The sequence below is a fragment of the Serratia sp. LS-1 genome (assembly GCF_003719595.1).
Taxonomy (GTDB): Bacteria; Pseudomonadota; Gammaproteobacteria; order Enterobacterales; family Enterobacteriaceae; genus Serratia; species Serratia ureilytica.
Genome location: NZ_CP033504.1, coordinates 267,304 through 282,213 on the forward strand (window position 1 = coordinate 267,304; position 14,910 = coordinate 282,213).

14 protein-coding genes are annotated in these 14,910 nt (G+C 60.7%); 11 read left to right on the forward strand and 3 right to left on the reverse strand.

Translation table 11 applies throughout. The features are described 5' to 3' along the window. Positions 1 to 10: 10 nt before the first annotated feature. A complete protein-coding gene (yut, locus tag EDY99_RS01265) occupies positions 11 to 988 on the forward strand; it encodes an urea transporter (protein ID WP_033651015.1) in 978 nt (325 codons plus the stop codon). 40 nt (positions 989 to 1,028) lie between these two features. Next, entirely contained in the window at positions 1,029 to 2,072 is a 1,044-nt protein-coding gene (locus EDY99_RS01270) for a HoxN/HupN/NixA family nickel/cobalt transporter (RefSeq protein ID WP_052133748.1), read from the forward strand. A gap of 73 nt (positions 2,073 to 2,145) precedes the next feature. Here EDY99_RS01270 and EDY99_RS01275 read toward each other — a convergent pair whose 3' ends face one another. After that, entirely contained in the window at positions 2,146 to 2,298 is a 153-nt protein-coding gene (locus tag EDY99_RS01275; protein WP_004930217.1) for a Hok/Gef family protein, read from the reverse strand. Positions 2,299 to 2,587: 289 nt separating this feature from the next. After that, positions 2,588 to 5,044: an acyl-CoA dehydrogenase FadE gene (fadE, locus tag EDY99_RS01280; protein WP_004930218.1), complete on the reverse strand. Its 2,457-nt coding sequence runs from the start codon at positions 5,042 to 5,044 to the stop codon at positions 2,588 to 2,590. 246 nt (positions 5,045 to 5,290) lie between these two features. On the opposite strand from fadE, the gene lpcA reads away from it, so the two are divergent. After that, positions 5,291 to 5,872 (forward strand): D-sedoheptulose 7-phosphate isomerase, encoded by a 582-nt coding sequence (gene lpcA, locus EDY99_RS01285; protein WP_004930220.1) that lies wholly within the window; start codon positions 5,291 to 5,293, stop codon positions 5,870 to 5,872. A 102-nt stretch (positions 5,873 to 5,974) separates the two neighbouring features. Continuing rightward, positions 5,975 to 6,778 carry a class II glutamine amidotransferase gene (locus EDY99_RS01290; RefSeq protein WP_019454310.1) on the forward strand — a complete coding sequence of 268 codons (804 nt, stop codon included), beginning with the start codon at positions 5,975 to 5,977 and terminating at the stop codon, positions 6,776 to 6,778. Here EDY99_RS01290 and dpaA read toward each other — a convergent pair. Beyond that, the gene (gene dpaA / locus EDY99_RS01295) at positions 6,713 to 7,480 is read right to left on the reverse strand and encodes a peptidoglycan meso-diaminopimelic acid protein amidase (RefSeq protein ID WP_033641973.1); all 768 of its coding nucleotides are present in this window, start codon (positions 7,478 to 7,480) and stop codon (positions 6,713 to 6,715) included. The genes EDY99_RS01290 and dpaA overlap by 66 nt on opposite strands. A 552-nt stretch (positions 7,481 to 8,032) precedes the next feature. On the opposite strand from dpaA, the gene EDY99_RS01300 reads away from it, so the two are divergent. The 7 genes from EDY99_RS01300 to EDY99_RS01330 are packed head-to-tail and all read left to right on the forward strand — an operon-like array spanning position 8,033 to position 14,907. Further along, a complete protein-coding gene (locus tag EDY99_RS01300; RefSeq protein ID WP_042783737.1) occupies positions 8,033 to 9,382 on the forward strand; it encodes a Na(+)-translocating NADH-quinone reductase subunit A in 1,350 nt (449 codons plus the stop codon). 3 nt (positions 9,383 to 9,385) lie between these two features. Beyond that, a complete protein-coding gene (locus tag EDY99_RS01305) occupies positions 9,386 to 10,627 on the forward strand; it encodes an NADH:ubiquinone reductase (Na(+)-transporting) subunit B (protein WP_016928991.1) in 1,242 nt (413 codons plus the stop codon). Beyond that, complete coding sequence (locus EDY99_RS01310) at positions 10,617 to 11,411, forward strand: Na(+)-translocating NADH-quinone reductase subunit C (protein WP_033641975.1); 795 nt, start codon at positions 10,617 to 10,619, stop codon at positions 11,409 to 11,411. Before EDY99_RS01305 ends, EDY99_RS01310 begins: the two co-directional genes overlap by 11 nt. Beyond that, positions 11,404 to 12,033, forward strand: coding sequence for an NADH:ubiquinone reductase (Na(+)-transporting) subunit D (locus EDY99_RS01315; RefSeq protein ID WP_004930232.1), 630 nt, complete (start codon positions 11,404 to 11,406; stop codon positions 12,031 to 12,033). The genes EDY99_RS01310 and EDY99_RS01315 overlap by 8 nt, the downstream gene beginning before the upstream one ends. A gap of 6 nt (positions 12,034 to 12,039) precedes the next feature. After that, positions 12,040 to 12,636: an NADH:ubiquinone reductase (Na(+)-transporting) subunit E gene (gene nqrE, locus EDY99_RS01320; RefSeq protein ID WP_004930235.1), complete on the forward strand. Its 597-nt coding sequence runs from the start codon at positions 12,040 to 12,042 to the stop codon at positions 12,634 to 12,636. A 15-nt stretch (positions 12,637 to 12,651) separates the two neighbouring features. Further along, entirely contained in the window at positions 12,652 to 13,875 is a 1,224-nt protein-coding gene (gene nqrF, locus EDY99_RS01325; protein WP_047572546.1) for an NADH:ubiquinone reductase (Na(+)-transporting) subunit F, read from the forward strand. Further along, positions 13,876 to 14,907, forward strand: a complete 1,032-nt coding sequence (locus EDY99_RS01330; protein WP_047572543.1) for an FAD:protein FMN transferase — start codon at positions 13,876 to 13,878, stop codon at positions 14,905 to 14,907. Positions 14,908 to 14,910 lie beyond the last annotated feature (3 nt).

The window sequence follows — 14,910 nt, forward strand, 5'->3', positions numbered from 1 at the left end:
GGAAGCGGTCATGACGACAAAGTGGAGTTGGGCGGCGTTGTGCGCCCGCAGCCGAATAGCGGCGGTGACGGATGCGGTGCTGCGCGGCTGTTCGCAGGTGATGTTTCAAAATAACCCTTTGACCGGATTATTGTTTTTCATCGCCATTTTCGTGGGCGCCTGGGAAGAAGGGCTGCCGCAGGTGGCCTTCGGCTGCCTGCTGGGTACGGCGGCGGCGACGCTCAGCGCGGCGTGGTTGGTGGACGATCGCGCAGCGTTGCGCACCGGTCTCTATGGCTACAACGGCTGCCTGGTCGGCGCCGCGCTGCCGACTTTTTTGCTGCCCTCTGTCTGGCTGTGGATCGGCGTGATCTTCAGCAGCGCGATCTCGGTGATCGTCACCGTCGGCCTCAATCGGCTGCTGCGTACCTGGAAGATCGCGGCGCTGACCGCGCCTTTCGTGCTGACCACCTGGACGGTGCTGCTGGCCAGCTACCCGTTCAGCCATCTGCGGCATGTGCGGTTGCCGCCGGCGGCCATCCCGGCCGACGGCGCGGTGTTCAACCCGCATCCCGACCTGGCGGAGGTGTTGAGCGGTGCGTTGCACGGCGTCTCCCAGGTCTTTTTGTGCAGCAGCGTGAGCGGCGGCGTGCTGCTGTTGCTCGGGCTGGCGGTTTCGTCGCCGCGCGCGATGGCGCTGGGTTTTTTCGGCGCCTTGCTGGCGGTGATCACCGCGCTGGCGATCGGCGCCGATCCGCAGGCGGTCTTCGCCGGGCTATATGCTTTCAGCGCGGTGCTGACGGCGGTGGCGCTGGGTTCCGTCTTCAACCCGCCCGGCCGGCGGGTGCTTATCTATACGCTGCTCGGCGTGATTTTCACGGTGCTGGTGCAGGGGGCTTTCAATACCTTGCTGGCTCCGCTGGGGATGCCGTCGTTGACCATGCCGTTCGTGATCGCGTCCTGGCTGTTTTTGAGCGCCAATCCGGCGGTGATCGCGGCGCGGCGCTAATCCATTGATTTCAACATAACGAGAAAACGGGAGTGTGGGTATGGCGGTAATTTCCGAAGGATTGCATGGCGCGGCCCGGCAGCGGGCTGTATCCCTGCTGCTGGGGCTGGTGGCGGTCAACGTCGTTGTCTGGCTGCTGGCGCTGGCGGTGTTCAAAGACAATGCGGCGCTGATGGGCACCGCCTTGCTGGCCTACAGTTTTGGTCTGCGCCATGCGGTGGATGCCGATCACATCGCCGCGATCGACAACGTGACCCGCAAGCTGATGCAACAAGGCAAAACGCCGGTGGCGGTCGGCACCTTCTTCTCGCTCGGCCACTCGACCATCGTGGTGCTGGCCTCGGCCGCCATTGCCGCCACGGCGATGATGTTCAGCCGACAGATGGGCTGGTTTCACGAAACCGGCGGTTTGATCGGCACGCTGGTGTCCGCGCTGTTTCTGCTGACGGTGGCCTTTATCAACCTGCTGGTGCTGATCTCCGTGTGGCGCGCTTTCCGGCAGGTGAAGGCGGGCGAGCTGCCTGCGCATCAATCGCTGGATCTGTTGATGAGCGGCGGCGGTGCGCTGGCGCGCTGCTTCCGCCCGCTGTTCAGGCTGGTGAATCAGAGCTGGCACATGTACCTGGTGGGCTTCTTGTTTGGCCTGGGCTTCGACACCGCCACCGAGGTCGGGTTGTTGGGGATTTCGGCTGCCGGCGCCGGCCACGGCATGAACCTGTGGAGCATCATGCTGTTCCCGGCGCTGTTCGCCGCCGGCATGGCGCTGATCGACTCCATCGACAACTTCGTGATGATTGGCGCTTACGGCTGGGCGTTCTCCAAACCGATCCGCAAACTGTACTACAACATGACCATCACGGCGGCGTCGGTGATCATCGCGGTGTTTATCGGCGGCATCGAAGCGCTCGGACTTATCGCCGACAAGCTGGCGCTGTCCGGCCCGCTGTGGGACGCCGTGGCGCGGCTCAACGATCATCTGGGGGAGATGGGTTATTGGGTGATCGCCGTGTTCATTTTCTGCTGGCTGGTGTCGGTGGTGAATTACCGCCTGCGCGGCTATGACAAGCTGACGGTCAGCGGCTGAAAAGGCGGGTGCTCGTGGATCCTGCCTGACACCATCCGCCAACGGGCGGGGCGAACCCCGCCGTTGGGTTGCCTTACCGTTCGGATTCGTAAGCCAAAGTGGCCGCAACCTCCGAGTCTCCCAACCTGATGCGCAGTTCGCACAGCGAACCGCGGGTTAGCCAGATGAACGCGATCAGCGTCATACAGACGATCACCAGCTTAAGCACGACCCGTTTTTGCTGCATTTTTGACCTCCCTATCCTTGCCTTGCGGCGGGTAAGAGGCTAACCTGATGTTGCTTGGCATCAGAGTGGCCTCGGGTTGATAATATCGACTCGGGGCCTTTCTCTTTCTCTCCTTTGCCAAGGCTCCGGACAGAAAGATCCAGAGCACCCGCTGCGCAGTCTACCCGAACTTCCTTCCCGTGAAATCCGCCGTTGCGCCAACCTGCGGCGCGGTGCGCAGTTCGTGATGCAAGAAAAGAAAAAGGGGCGATGATGATCGCCCCTTGGATGCGTGGAGTAGGAATTGGCGTTAAGCCGCTTCGGTCTGCTGTTGGCGCTTAGACTGCGCCGCCGGCTTTTCCGGCTTGGCGGCCGCCAGCGCATCCGGCGCAAAGTCGTCCACGTTGATGGAGCGCAGACGGCTCTCTTCGGCTTTCACCAGGATCTTCGCTTCGTCGGCGCTGATCTTGCCTTCTTCCAGCGCGCGTTCCGCCAAACGATCCAGACGGGTGAACGGCAGGTTTTTGCCGGCGGCCTTGCACAGACGTTCGTGAATCGGCTCGGCGGCCATCACGTCGGCCAGCGCCGCTTCCAGCAGGCCGATTGGGTTATGCTCGCTCGGCGTCAGGTACTGGCCGCGCCCCAGACGGCTGCGGGTGGCGGAAGGCACCTGCAGGATCTTGGCCAGCTGATGATCCAGGCGATCGGACGGTGCGGTATGCACGCGGCCGAACGGGAAGACCACGAAGCGCAGCGCGCCGGCGATAAAGCGGTTCGGGAAGTTGCGCAGCAGATCATCCAGCGCCTGTTCGGCTTTATGCAGGCTGTCTTGCACGCCCCAATGCACCAGCGGCAGATCTTCTTTCTGACGGCCTTCGTCGTCAAAGCGTTTCAGCACGGCGGAAGCCAGGTACATCTGGCTGAGGATATCCCCCAGGCGAGCGGAGATGCGCTCGCGGCGCTTCAGGCTGCCGCCCAGCACGCCCATGGAAACGTCCGACAGCAACGCCAGGTTGGCGCTCAGGCGGTTCAACTGCTGATAGTAACGACGGGTCGCGTCCTTGGTCGGCGTGGCGCTGGTGCGGCCGTTGGTCAGGCCCAGCCAGAAGCTGCGTACCTTGTTGCTGCCGACGTGGCCCAGGTGGCCGAACAGCGATTTATCGAAGGCGTTCAGATCGTTGTTCTGCGCCGCCGCCATTTCATCCAGCACATAAGGATGGCAGCGGATCGCGCCCTGACCGAAGATCATCATGGTGCGGGTCAGGATGTTCGCGCCTTCCACCGTGATGGCGATCGGTGCGCCCTGATAAGCGCGAGCCAGGAAGTTGGATTCGCCCAGCATAATGCCTTTACCGCCGGCGATGTCCATGGCGTCAACGATCGACTGCTGGCCGCGGTGCGTACAGTGGTATTTGACGATGGCCGACAGCACGGCCGGTTTCTCGCCCTGCACCAGCGCGTAGGTGATCAGCGAAGCGGCGGCGTCCATCACATAGGTGTTGCCGGCGATGCGCGCCAACGGCTCTTCGATCCCTTCCATTTTACCGATGGAGATCTTGAACTGACGGCGAATGTGCGCGTAGGCGCCGGTCGCCAGGGCGATGGATTTCAGGCTGCCGGTGGAGTTGGACGGCAGGGTGATGCCGCGACCGACCGACAGGCATTCAACCAGCATGCGCCAGCCCTGGCCGGCCATTTTCGGGCCGCCGATGATGTAATCGATCGGCACGAACACGTCGGTGCCGCGGGTCGGGCCGTTCTGGAACGGCACGTTCAGCGGGAAGTGGCGGTTGCCGATTTCCACGCCCGGCGTGCTGGTCGGGATCAGCGCACAGGTGATGCCCGGGGATTCGTTGTCGCTCAGCAGGCGGTTCGGGTCATGCAGTTTGAATGCCAAACCCAGTACGGTGGCGACCGGCGCCAGCGTGATGTAGCGCTTGTTCCAGGTCAGGCGCATGCCCAGCACCTGCTTGCCTTGCCATTCACCCATGCACACGGTGCCGACGTCTGGAATGGCACCGGCATCGGAGCCCGCTTCCGGGCTGGTCAGCGCGAAGCAAGGGATCTCGTCGCCGCGCGCCAGGCCCGGCAGATAGTGGTTTTTCTGTTCTTCGGTACCGTAATGCTGCAGCAGTTCGCCTGGGCCGAGGGAGTTCGGCACGCCGACGGTGATCGCCAGGATGCCGGAAACGCCGGCCAGTTTTTGCAGCACCATCGCCTGAGCGTAAGGGGAGAATTCCAGACCGCCGTACTCTTTCTTGATGATCATCGCGAAGAAACGGTGTTCTTTCAGGTACGCCCAGAGTTCAGGCGGCAGATCGGCCAGTTCGTGAGTGATCTGGAAGTCGTTGGCCATGCGGCAGGCTTCTTCCACCGGGCCGTCGATAAACGCCTGCTCTTCTTCCGTCAGGCGCGGTTTCGGGTAGCTGTGCAGCTTGTTCCAGTCCGGCGCGCCGCGGAACAGATCGCCTTCCCACCAGGTGGTGCCCGCGTCGATCGCTTCCTTCTCGGTGGTGGACATCGGCGGCATCACCTTGCGGAAGGCGCGCAGCGCCGGCGCGGAGAGCAGAGAGCGACGCACAGAGGAAAGGTTCAGCGGCAGCAGCACGATCGCCAGCGGCAGCAACAGCCAGAAGCTCCACAGGCCGATCGCGCCCATGGCGGCGGTGTACGCTACCAGGATCAGGCTGCTGAGGGTAAGGTTCACTCGGTGGTAGAACACCACGCCGAGGAGAGCCAGTAAAACGACAATACTAAGAACCATCATAAGAAGCTCCGAAGTAGTAAGAGGTCTGACCTGTTGTATGTATGTAATAGGTTTTAGTACAAGGCAGAATTTTTATCAATGCGTTTACAGTTTAATTACAACTCAGGTCACAAACTGACAGCACCAATCATCAAAAACCTCTCCGCTTCCTTAACTGGCGCGCTGTTTGGCTGAGAATGCTTCTCGCTGTTTCCGCGATCCGGTACACTGCGGAGCGGAAGATTTGACGATAACAAGAGGTTCCTCATGTACCACGACCTTATTCGCAGTGAACTGAACGAAGCGGCTGATACCCTGGCGAAATTTATCAATGACGACGCCAACATCGACGCCATCCAACGCGCGGCGGTGCTGCTGGCGGACTCCTTCAAAGCCGGCGGTAAAGTGATCTCCTGCGGCAACGGCGGTTCCCATTGCGACGCGATGCACTTCGCCGAAGAGCTGACCGGCCGCTACCGTGAAAACCGCCCGGGCTACCCGGCGATTGCCATCTCGGACGTGAGCCATCTGTCCTGCGTCAGCAACGACTTCGGCTATGAGTATGTGTTCTCCCGCTATGTGGAAGCGGTGGGCCGCGAAGGCGACGTGCTGCTGGGCATTTCCACCTCCGGCAACTCCGGCAACATCATCAAGGCCATCGACGCGGCGCGCGCCAAGGGGATGAAAGTGATCACCCTGACCGGCAAGGACGGCGGCAAAATGGCGGGTTCCGCCGATGTGGAAATCCGTGTGCCGCACTTCGGCTACGCCGATCGCATTCAGGAAATCCACATCAAAGCGATTCACATCTTGATTCAGCTGATCGAAAAAGAGATGGTTAAGGCTTGATAGCCTTCGGGGGGCTCCGGCTCCCCCAGGAATAAGACGGCGGGCGCCGCATGCATGCCGCGCCCGCACAGCGTATGTCAGTGTGGTTAAGGAGTGCTGGCGATGTGTGAACTGCTCGGGATGAGCGCAAACGTACCGACCGATATCTGCTTCAGCTTTACCGGCCTGGTACAGCGCGGCGGCCGCACCGGGCCGCATAAGGATGGCTGGGGCATTACCTTCTATGAAGGGAACGGCTGCCGCACATTCAAGGATCCGCAGCCGAGCTTCAACTCGCCGATCGCCCGCCTGGTGCAGGACTATCCGATCAAGTCTTGCGCGGTGGTGTCCCATATTCGCCAGGCCAACCGCGGCGAAGTGGCGCTGGAAAACACCCATCCGTTCACCCGCGAACTGTGGGGCCGCAACTGGACCTACGCGCACAACGGCCAATTGAAAGGCTATCGCCAGCTGGATACCGGCACGTTTCGCCCGGTCGGCCAGACCGACAGCGAATACGCGTTTTGCTGGCTGCTGCATCAGCTGGCGTTGAAATACCCGCGCACCCCGAGCCAGTGGCCGGCGGTGTTCCGCTATATCGGCCTGTTGGCGAGCCAGCTGCGCAAGAAAGGGGTGTTCAACATGCTGTTGTCGGACGGGCGCTTCGTGATGGCCTATTGCTCCACCAACCTGTATTGGATCACGCGCCGCGCGCCGTTCGGCAAGGCGACGCTACTGGATCAGGACGTGGAGATCGATTTTCAGCAGCAGACCACACCGAACGATGTGGTCACGGTGATCGCCACCCAACCGCTGACCGCCAACGAAACCTGGCACAAGATTGAGCCAGGCGAGTTCGCGTTATTTCACTTCGGTGAGCGGCTTGTTCTGAGCGAAGGGATTGGTGTTGGGCGTCGGGCTGGTTGACGCGTACTGCGTCATCTGGCCGCTGCTCATCAACGGTTGACCCAGCACATACTGGCCGTTGTCCACGGTCATCATCGGCGGCTGGTGGTTCTTCGCGAAGTAATCATAGCCCGGCTTCAGCTGGCGCCAGAAGGCGATATAGCTGGATGACGCATGGCGCTTCAGGTTCTGTTCGGTCATGCGGAACGGGTAGATGCTGATGTCGACGCGGCTTTGGCCATAGGCGAAGGCGGCTTCGACGTAGCGATAGATCTCATCCATATAGGTGTTGGTCATCGCGTAACAGCCGATCGATTTACATTCGCCGTGGATCATCAGATAAGCGCCGGAATAGCCCTGTGACTTATCGTAATCATTAGGGAAACCGATATTGATCGCCCGATAATACTTGCTGTCGGGTTTCAGATGGCGCGCGTCAACGCTATAAAAGCCTTCCGGACTTTTAAAGTCGCCTTCACGACGTTTAGGACCCAGCCCGCCGGAGAAATTACAGATCGGGAACGTATTGACCAAGCGGAATTCATTGCCCATTTTGGCATACAATTCCAGCTTGCGTTCCTCTTTGAAGATCTGAATATAGACCGGCGACCCCAATAATTGCTGTTTAACTACCGGCGCTTCGGGTACCTGCTCGCTGGCGCTGCAGGCCGTGATCATCGGCATAGAAACAAGCATCGCAAACAACAGCGCGATTTTGCTCATTATTATTCCTGCTTATATTTATCTGCCGGCGCAATGAGATTGGCCAGCGTGCCACTGATTATTGTTTTTACTGCTGCAAAACACCGCCAGATTACCAGCGCGTTTATTTTTAGCAATACGTGATATGTATAAAAAAACGACAAAGCTCGATAAAAGTGAAATGACCGGCAGATTTTAACGATAAGTAGTGAAAAACAGGCGAAATTTAATTGCGTTTGCTTGACACAAGTCACGACGGAACGCAGAACAATGTTGCGAACAATGTTAATATTCTCTCTTCAATTTAACGCGCTGTGGCGATTGAAGCGGCAAGAGTTATTGCATATAACCCGGCCGTTTTGATGGTTATTTGGCTACATGCCGTTAACACATCGACTGTCGCGCAAACAACGGAAGGGGGATTCAAGGGAATGCGCGTTACCCCAGTTTTTCACTGCGAGAAAGTTCATGTTGGGCGTGCCGTTGTGCGCACTGCCCGGCAATCCTGGCATCGTCAGCACCCGCCTCTGGGGCCGGTCAGACGTGTAAACCAAACTACATCGTATAAATCCTATGATTAAGATCAGAAAAGGGTTAGATCTGCCGATAGCCGGAGCCCCGGTTCAGGCGATCCAAGATGGCCCGAACATTCAGCATGTCGCCCTGCTTGGGGAAGAGTATGTCGGAATGCGTCCCTCCATGCTGGTGCAGGAAGGCGATACCGTTAAGAAAGGCCAGGCGTTGTTCGAAGATAAGAAAAACCCCGGGGTTTTCTTCACGGCTCCCGCCAGCGGCCGCATCGTCGCGATTAACCGCGGCGAGCGGCGCGTCTTGCAATCGGTGGTGATTGCGCTGGAAAACGGCGGCGACGATCAGCTTGAGTTTGCGCATTATCCGTTGGGTGAACTCAGCCAACTGCCGCGCGAACAGGTCGAAAGCGAACTGATCGCCAGCGGCCTGTGGACCGCGCTGCGCACCCGCCCGTTCAGCAAAACGCCAAGCCCCGGCAGCGAACCGCGCGCCATTTTCGTCACCGCGATGGATACCCAACCGTTGGCCGCCGATCCGCAAGTGATCATCGCCGAACAGCAGGCGGCGTTCAACGCCGGGCTGGTGGTCTTGGCGCGTCTGACGGCGGGTAAGGTACACGTATGCCACGCCGCCGGCGCCTCGGTTGGCCAGCAGAGCGGCCCGCAGATCGCCTACAGCGAATTTGCCGGCCCGCATCCCGCCGGGCTGGTGGGCACCCACATTCACTTCCTTGAACCGGTCAGCCTGAAGAAAACCGTTTGGCACATCGGTTACCAGGACGCGATCGCCATCGGCACCCTGTTCACCACCGGTAAGCTCGATACCCGCCGGGTCGTGGCGCTGGCCGGGCCGCAGGTGGCGCAGCCGACGCTGCTGCGCACCCGCCTGGGAGCCAGCCTCGATGAGCTGACCGCCGGCCGCCTGAAAGAGGGCGAGAACCGGGTGATCTCCGGTTCGGTGCTGAACGGTATGCAGGCCGCCGGGCCGAACGCCTGGCTGGGCCGTTTCCACTCGCAGGTGTCGGTGCTGGAAGAAGGGCGCGACAAAGAGCTGTTCGGCTGGATCGTGCCGTCGCCGAACAAGTTCTCCATTACCCGCACCACGCTGGGCCACTTCCTGAAAAACAAACTGTTCGCCTTCTCGACCACCACTAACGGCGGCGAACGCGCCATGGTGCCGATCGGCAACTATGAGCGGGTGATGCCGCTGGATATTTTGCCGACGCTGCTGCTGCGCGATTTGCTGGCGGGCGACAGCGACAGTGCGCAGGCGCTGGGCTGCCTGGAGCTGGACGAGGAAGATCTGGCGTTGTGCACCTTCGTTTGCCCCGGCAAGTATGAGTACGCGCCGGTGCTGCGCGAGGTGCTGACCAAGATTGAGCAGGAAGGATAACCGATGGGCCTGAAGAATTATTTTGAGAAGATAGAGCATCACTTCACGCCGGGCGGCAAACTGGAAAAGTGGTACCCGCTGTATGAAGCGACCACCACGGTGTTTTATACCCCCGGCACGGTGACGCGCGGCGCTTCGCACGTGCGCGACGCCATCGATTTGAAACGCATGATGATCCTGGTGTGGCTGGCGGTGTTCCCGGCGATGTTCTGGGGCATGTACAACGTCGGCCAGCAGGCGATCCCGGCGCTGCACCATCTGTACAGCGGCGACGCGCTGCAACAGGTGCTGGCGGGCGACTGGCATTATCGCCTGGCGCAGTGGCTCGGCGCCTCGCTGGCGGCCGACGCCGGCTGGGTCAGCAAGATGGTGCTGGGCGCCTGTTACTTCCTGCCGATCTACGCCGTGGTGTTCGTCGTCGGCGGCTTCTGGGAAGTGTTGTTCGCCATTATCCGCAAGCATGAGGTCAACGAAGGCTTCTTCGTCACTTCTATCCTGTTCGCGCTGATCGTGCCGCCGACCCTGCCACTGTGGCAGGCCGCGCTGGGCATCACCTTCGGCGTGGTGGTGGCCAAAGAGATCTTCGGCGGCACCGGGCGCAACTTCCTCAACCCGGCGCTGGCCGGCCGCGCCTTCCTGTTCTTCGCCTATCCGGCGCAGATCTCCGGCGACTTGGTGTGGACCTCCGCGGACGGTTTCTCCGGCGCGACGCCGCTGGCGCAGTGGAGCGCAGGCGGGGCGCACAGCCTGAGCAACGTGGCCACCGGCCAGTCCATCAGTTGGCTGGACGCCTTCCTCGGCAACATTCCCGGCTCCATCGGTGAAGTCTCCACGCTGATGATCCTGATCGGCGGGGCGATTATCCTGTTCGGCCGCGTGGCCTCCTGGCGCATCGTCGCCGGCGTGATGCTCGGCATGGTGGCTTCCGCCCTGTTGTTCAACGCCATCGGTTCGGACACCAATCCGATGTTTGCCATGCCGTGGTACTGGCATCTGGTGCTGGGCGGCTTCGCCTTCGGCATGATCTTTATGGCGACCGACCCGGTTTCCGCCTCCTTCACCAACAAGGGGAAATGGTGGTACGGCATTCTGATCGGCGTGATGTGCGTGCTGATCCGGGTGGTCAACCCCGCCTATCCGGAAGGCATGATGCTGGCGATCCTGTTCGCCAACCTGTTCGCGCCGCTGTTCGATTACCTGGTGGTGCAGGCCAACATCAAGCGGAGAAAAGCCCGTGGCGAATGAAGCGAAAAACGACGGCATCGGTAAAACGCTGCTGGTAGTGCTGCTGCTGTGTCTGGTGTGTTCAGTGGTGGTGGCGGGCTCCGCCGTCGGCCTGAAGTCCAAACAGCAGGAGCAAAAGCTGCTCGACAAGCAGCGCAATATTCTCGACGTAGCCGGCCTGTTGCAGCCGAAAATGGAGAGCGAGCAGGTCAAGCGCCTGTATAGCGAGCGCATCGAACCGCGCCTGGTGGATCTGAACAGCGGCGAATTTGTCGCCGGCAAGGCGGCGGCGTTCGATCTGGGCGCTGCGCTGCGCGACGACGCCAAAAGCGTGGCGTTGCCCGCGGGCGACGATCCGGCCGGCATCAAGCGCCGCAGCAACCAGGCGGAAATCTACCTGGTGCGCGATGAAAGCGGCCAGGTGAATAAGATTGTGTTGCCGGTATACGGCACCGGTCTGTGGTCGATGATGTACGCCTTCGTGGCATTGGATAACGACGGCAACACGGTCAAGGGCATCACCTACTACGATCAGGGGGAAACGCCGGGGCTGGGCGGTGAGGTCGAGAACCCGTCCTGGCGCCAGCAGTGGGTCGGCAAGCAGCTGTTCGACGACAACGGCCAGCCGGCGATCCGCGTGGTGAAAGGCGGCGCGCGTCAGGGGGACGTACACGGGGTGGACGGCCTGTCCGGCGCCACGCTGACCTCCAACGGCGTGCAGCATACGTTTGATTTCTGGTTGGGCGAGCACGGCTTCGGCCCGTTCCTGAAAAAAGTTCGTGAAGGAGCGCTGAAAAATGGCTGATTCCAAAGAGATAAAGCGGGTCCTGCTGGGGCCGCTGTTCGACAATAACCCGATCGCCCTGCAGGTGCTGGGCGTCTGTTCTGCGTTGGCGGTGACCACCAAGCTGGAGACGGCGGTGGTGATGACCATTGCGGTGACGCTGGTCACGGCATTCTCCAGCTTCTTCATCTCGCTGATCCGTCACCATATTCCCAACAGCGTGCGCATTATCGTGCAGATGGCGATCATCGCCTCGCTGGTGATCGTGGTCGATCAGCTGTTGCGCGCCTATGCGTTCGAGATCTCCAAGCAGCTGTCGGTGTTCGTCGGCCTTATCATCACCAACTGCATCGTGATGGGGCGCGCCGAGGCCTACGCCATGAAGTCGCCGCCGATCGAGAGCTTTATGGACGGCATCGGCAACGGGCTGGGTTACGGGGTGATCCTGGTGCTGGTCGGTTTCCTGCGCGAGCTGATTGGCTCCGGCAAGCTGTTCGGCGTTCCGGTGCTGGAAACGGTGCAGAACGGCGGCTGGTATCAGCCGAACGGCCTGTTCCTGCTGGCGCCGAGCGCGTTCTTCATCATCGGCCTGCTGATCTGGGTGCTGCGCACCCTGAAGCCGGCGCAGATCGAAAAGGAGTAAAGGCCGATGGAACACTATATCAGCCTGTTTGTGCGCGCGGTGTTCGTCGAGAACATGGCGCTGGCGTTCTTCCTCGGGATGTGTACTTTCCTGGCGGTGTCGAAGAAGGTGTCGACCGCCTTTGGCCTGGGCATCGCGGTGACCATCGTGCTCGGCATTTCGGTGCCGGTGAATAACCTGGTCTACAACCTGATCCTGCGCGACGGCGCGCTGGTGGAGGGCGTCGATCTGAGCTTCCTCAACTTCATCACCTTCATCGGCGTGATTGCGGCGCTGGTGCAGATTTTGGAGATGATCCTCGATCGCTTCTTCCCATCGCTGTATAACGCGCTCGGCATCTTCCTGCCGCTCATTACCGTGAACTGCGCCATCTTCGGCGGCGTGTCCTTCATGGTGCAGCGCGACTACAACTTCGCCGAATCGGTGGTGTACGGCTTTGGTTCCGGCACCGGCTGGATGCTGGCGATCGTTGCCATGGCGGGGATCCGCGAAAAACTCAAGTATGCCAACGTGCCGGCAGGGCTGCGCGGTCTGGGCATTACCTTTATCACCACCGGACTGATGGCGCTGGGCTTCATGTCCTTCTCCGGTGTTCAGTTGTAAAGGCGGGAAGAATTTATGGAAATTATTTTAGGCGTAGCGATGTTCACCGCCATCGTGATGGTGCTGGTGTTGCTGATCCTGTTCGCCAAATCGAAGCTGGTGAACACCGGCGACATCGCGGTGGAAATCAATGGCGATCTGGATAAAAGCTTCCATGCGCCTGCGGGCGACAAGCTGCTCAACGTGCTCTCCAGCCAGGGGATCTTCGTCTCCTCGGCCTGCGGCGGCGGCGGCTCCTGCGGCCAGTGCCGGGTGGTGATCAAAGAGGGCGGCGGCGATATCCTGCCGACCGAGCTCTCGCACATCAACAAGCGCGAAGCGAAAGAAGGGTGCCGCCTGGCGTGCCAGGTGAACGTGAAGCAGAACCTGAAGATCGAGCTGCCGGAAGAGATCTTCGGCGTGAAGAAATGGGAGTGCGAGGTTATCTCCAACGATAACAAAGCCACCTTTATCAAAGAGCTGAAGCTGAAGATCCCCGATGGCGAAGACGTGCCGTTCCGCGCGGGCGGTTTCATCCAGATCGAAGCGCCGGCGCACGACATCAGTTACGCCGACTTCGACGTGCCGCAGGAGTATCGCGGCGACTGGGACAAGTTCAACCTGTTTCGCTACCGTTCGACGGTGAACGACACCACGGTGCGCGCCTACTCGATGGCCAACTACCCGCAAGAGAAGGGCATCATCATGCTCAACGTGCGTATCGCCACGCCGCCGCCGAACAATCCGGACGTGCCGCCGGGCATCATGTCTTCCTATATCTGGTCGCTGAAGCCGGGCGACAAGGTGACCATCTCCGGGCCGTTCGGCGAGTTCTTCGCCAAGGACACCGACGCCGAAATGATCTTTATCGGCGGCGGCGCGGGCATGGCGCCGATGCGTTCACACATCTTCGATCAGCTCAAGCGTTTGAACTCGAAACGCAAGATCACCTTCTGGTACGGCGCGCGTTCGCTGCGCGAGATGTTCTATGAAGACGACTTCAACCAGCTGCAGGCGGAGAACGAAAACTTCACCTGGCACGTGGCGCTGTCGGATCCGCAGCCGGAAGATAACTGGACCGGCTACACCGGCTTTATCCATAATGTTCTGCTGGAGAACTACCTGAAGAACCACCCGGCGCCGGAGGACTGCGAGTTTTACATGTGCGGGCCGCCGATGATGAACGCCGCGGTGATCAAGATGCTCAAAGATCTGGGCGTCGAAGACGAAAACATCATGCTGGATGACTTTGGTGGCTAAATGCGCGCATTGGCGATGAAGAACTGGCTGACGGGCGTGGCGCTGAGCGCCACCCTGCTGCTGACCGGCTGCGGGCCGGAACAGGTGGACCTGACGGGTAAAACCATGGGCACCTCGTATTCGATCCGTTACGTGACCGGCGAAGATACGCCGTCGGCGCGCGAGATGCAGGCGGAGATCGACAAACGGCTGGAGCAGGTGAACGATCAGATGTCCACCTACCGGCCGGATTCCGAGCTGAGCCGCTTCAACGCCAGCCGCGACATTGACCGGCCGTTCCCGGTTTCGCCGGCCACCGCCGAAGTGGTGCGCGAAGCGCTGCGCATCAACCGCGTCACCGATGGCGCGCTGGACGTGACCGTCGGGCCGCTGGTCAACCTGTGGGGCTTCGGCCCGGAAGGGCGGCCGGACAAAGTGCCGAGCGAGGCGGAGCTGGAGCATCGTCGCGCCTGGACCGGCGCCGACAAACTGTCGGTGCAGGGCAGCGCGCTGGTGAAAAGCATCCCTGAGCTGTACGTCGATCTGTCGTCGATCGCCAAAGGGTATGGCGTGGACGTGGTGGCGGAATATCTGCAGTCCCGGCATGTGAAGAACTACATGGTGGATATCGGCGGCGAGGTGCGCACGCGCGGGCATAACGGCGAACAAAAGCCGTGGCGCATCGCCATCGAGCGCCCGACCGCCGGTACGCAGCAGCAGGCGCAGCTGGTGATCCAACCCGGGGAGATGTCGATCGCCACTTCGGGTGACTATCGCAACTACTTCGAGCAAGACGGGATGCGCTATTCGCACACCATCGATCCGGTCACCGGGCGCCCAATCCATCATCGGTTGGTGTCGATCACTGTGCTGAGCCCGACCTGCATGACCGCCGACGGCCTGTCCACCGGCCTGAACGTGATGGGGCCGGAGCGCGGCATGGCGCTGGCCAACCTGCTCGGCATCCCGGTGTTCATGATCGTGAAAACCGCCGACGGCTTTGAGGAGCGTTATTCAGACGCGTTCAAGCCCTATCTGAAAAAGCGTTCGTGAGGT

Excerpts from the sequence above, each read along its gene's own strand:
- EDY99_RS01300 (WP_042783737.1), top strand. The coding sequence starts at position 8,033 with ATGATTAAGATCAGAAAAGGGTTAGATCTGCCGATAGCCGGAGCCCCG.
- lpcA (WP_004930220.1), top strand. The coding sequence starts at position 5,291 with ATGTACCACGACCTTATTCGCAGTGAACTGAACGAAGCGGCTGATACC.
- EDY99_RS01290 (WP_019454310.1), top strand. The coding sequence starts at position 5,975 with ATGTGTGAACTGCTCGGGATGAGCGCAAACGTACCGACCGATATCTGC.
- nqrF (WP_047572546.1), top strand. The coding sequence starts at position 12,652 with ATGGAAATTATTTTAGGCGTAGCGATGTTCACCGCCATCGTGATGGTG.
- EDY99_RS01330 (WP_047572543.1), top strand. The coding sequence starts at position 13,876 with ATGCGCGCATTGGCGATGAAGAACTGGCTGACGGGCGTGGCGCTGAGC.
- EDY99_RS01275 (WP_004930217.1), bottom strand. The coding sequence starts at position 2,298 with ATGCAGCAAAAACGGGTCGTGCTTAAGCTGGTGATCGTCTGTATGACG.
- EDY99_RS01270 (WP_052133748.1), top strand. The coding sequence starts at position 1,029 with ATGGCGGTAATTTCCGAAGGATTGCATGGCGCGGCCCGGCAGCGGGCT.
- dpaA (WP_033641973.1), bottom strand. The coding sequence starts at position 7,480 with ATGAGCAAAATCGCGCTGTTGTTTGCGATGCTTGTTTCTATGCCGATG.
- fadE (WP_004930218.1), bottom strand. The coding sequence starts at position 5,044 with ATGATGGTTCTTAGTATTGTCGTTTTACTGGCTCTCCTCGGCGTGGTG.
- yut (WP_033651015.1), top strand. The coding sequence starts at position 11 with ATGACGACAAAGTGGAGTTGGGCGGCGTTGTGCGCCCGCAGCCGAATA.
- EDY99_RS01315 (WP_004930232.1), top strand. The coding sequence starts at position 11,404 with ATGGCTGATTCCAAAGAGATAAAGCGGGTCCTGCTGGGGCCGCTGTTC.
- EDY99_RS01305 (WP_016928991.1), top strand. The coding sequence starts at position 9,386 with ATGGGCCTGAAGAATTATTTTGAGAAGATAGAGCATCACTTCACGCCG.
- nqrE (WP_004930235.1), top strand. The coding sequence starts at position 12,040 with ATGGAACACTATATCAGCCTGTTTGTGCGCGCGGTGTTCGTCGAGAAC.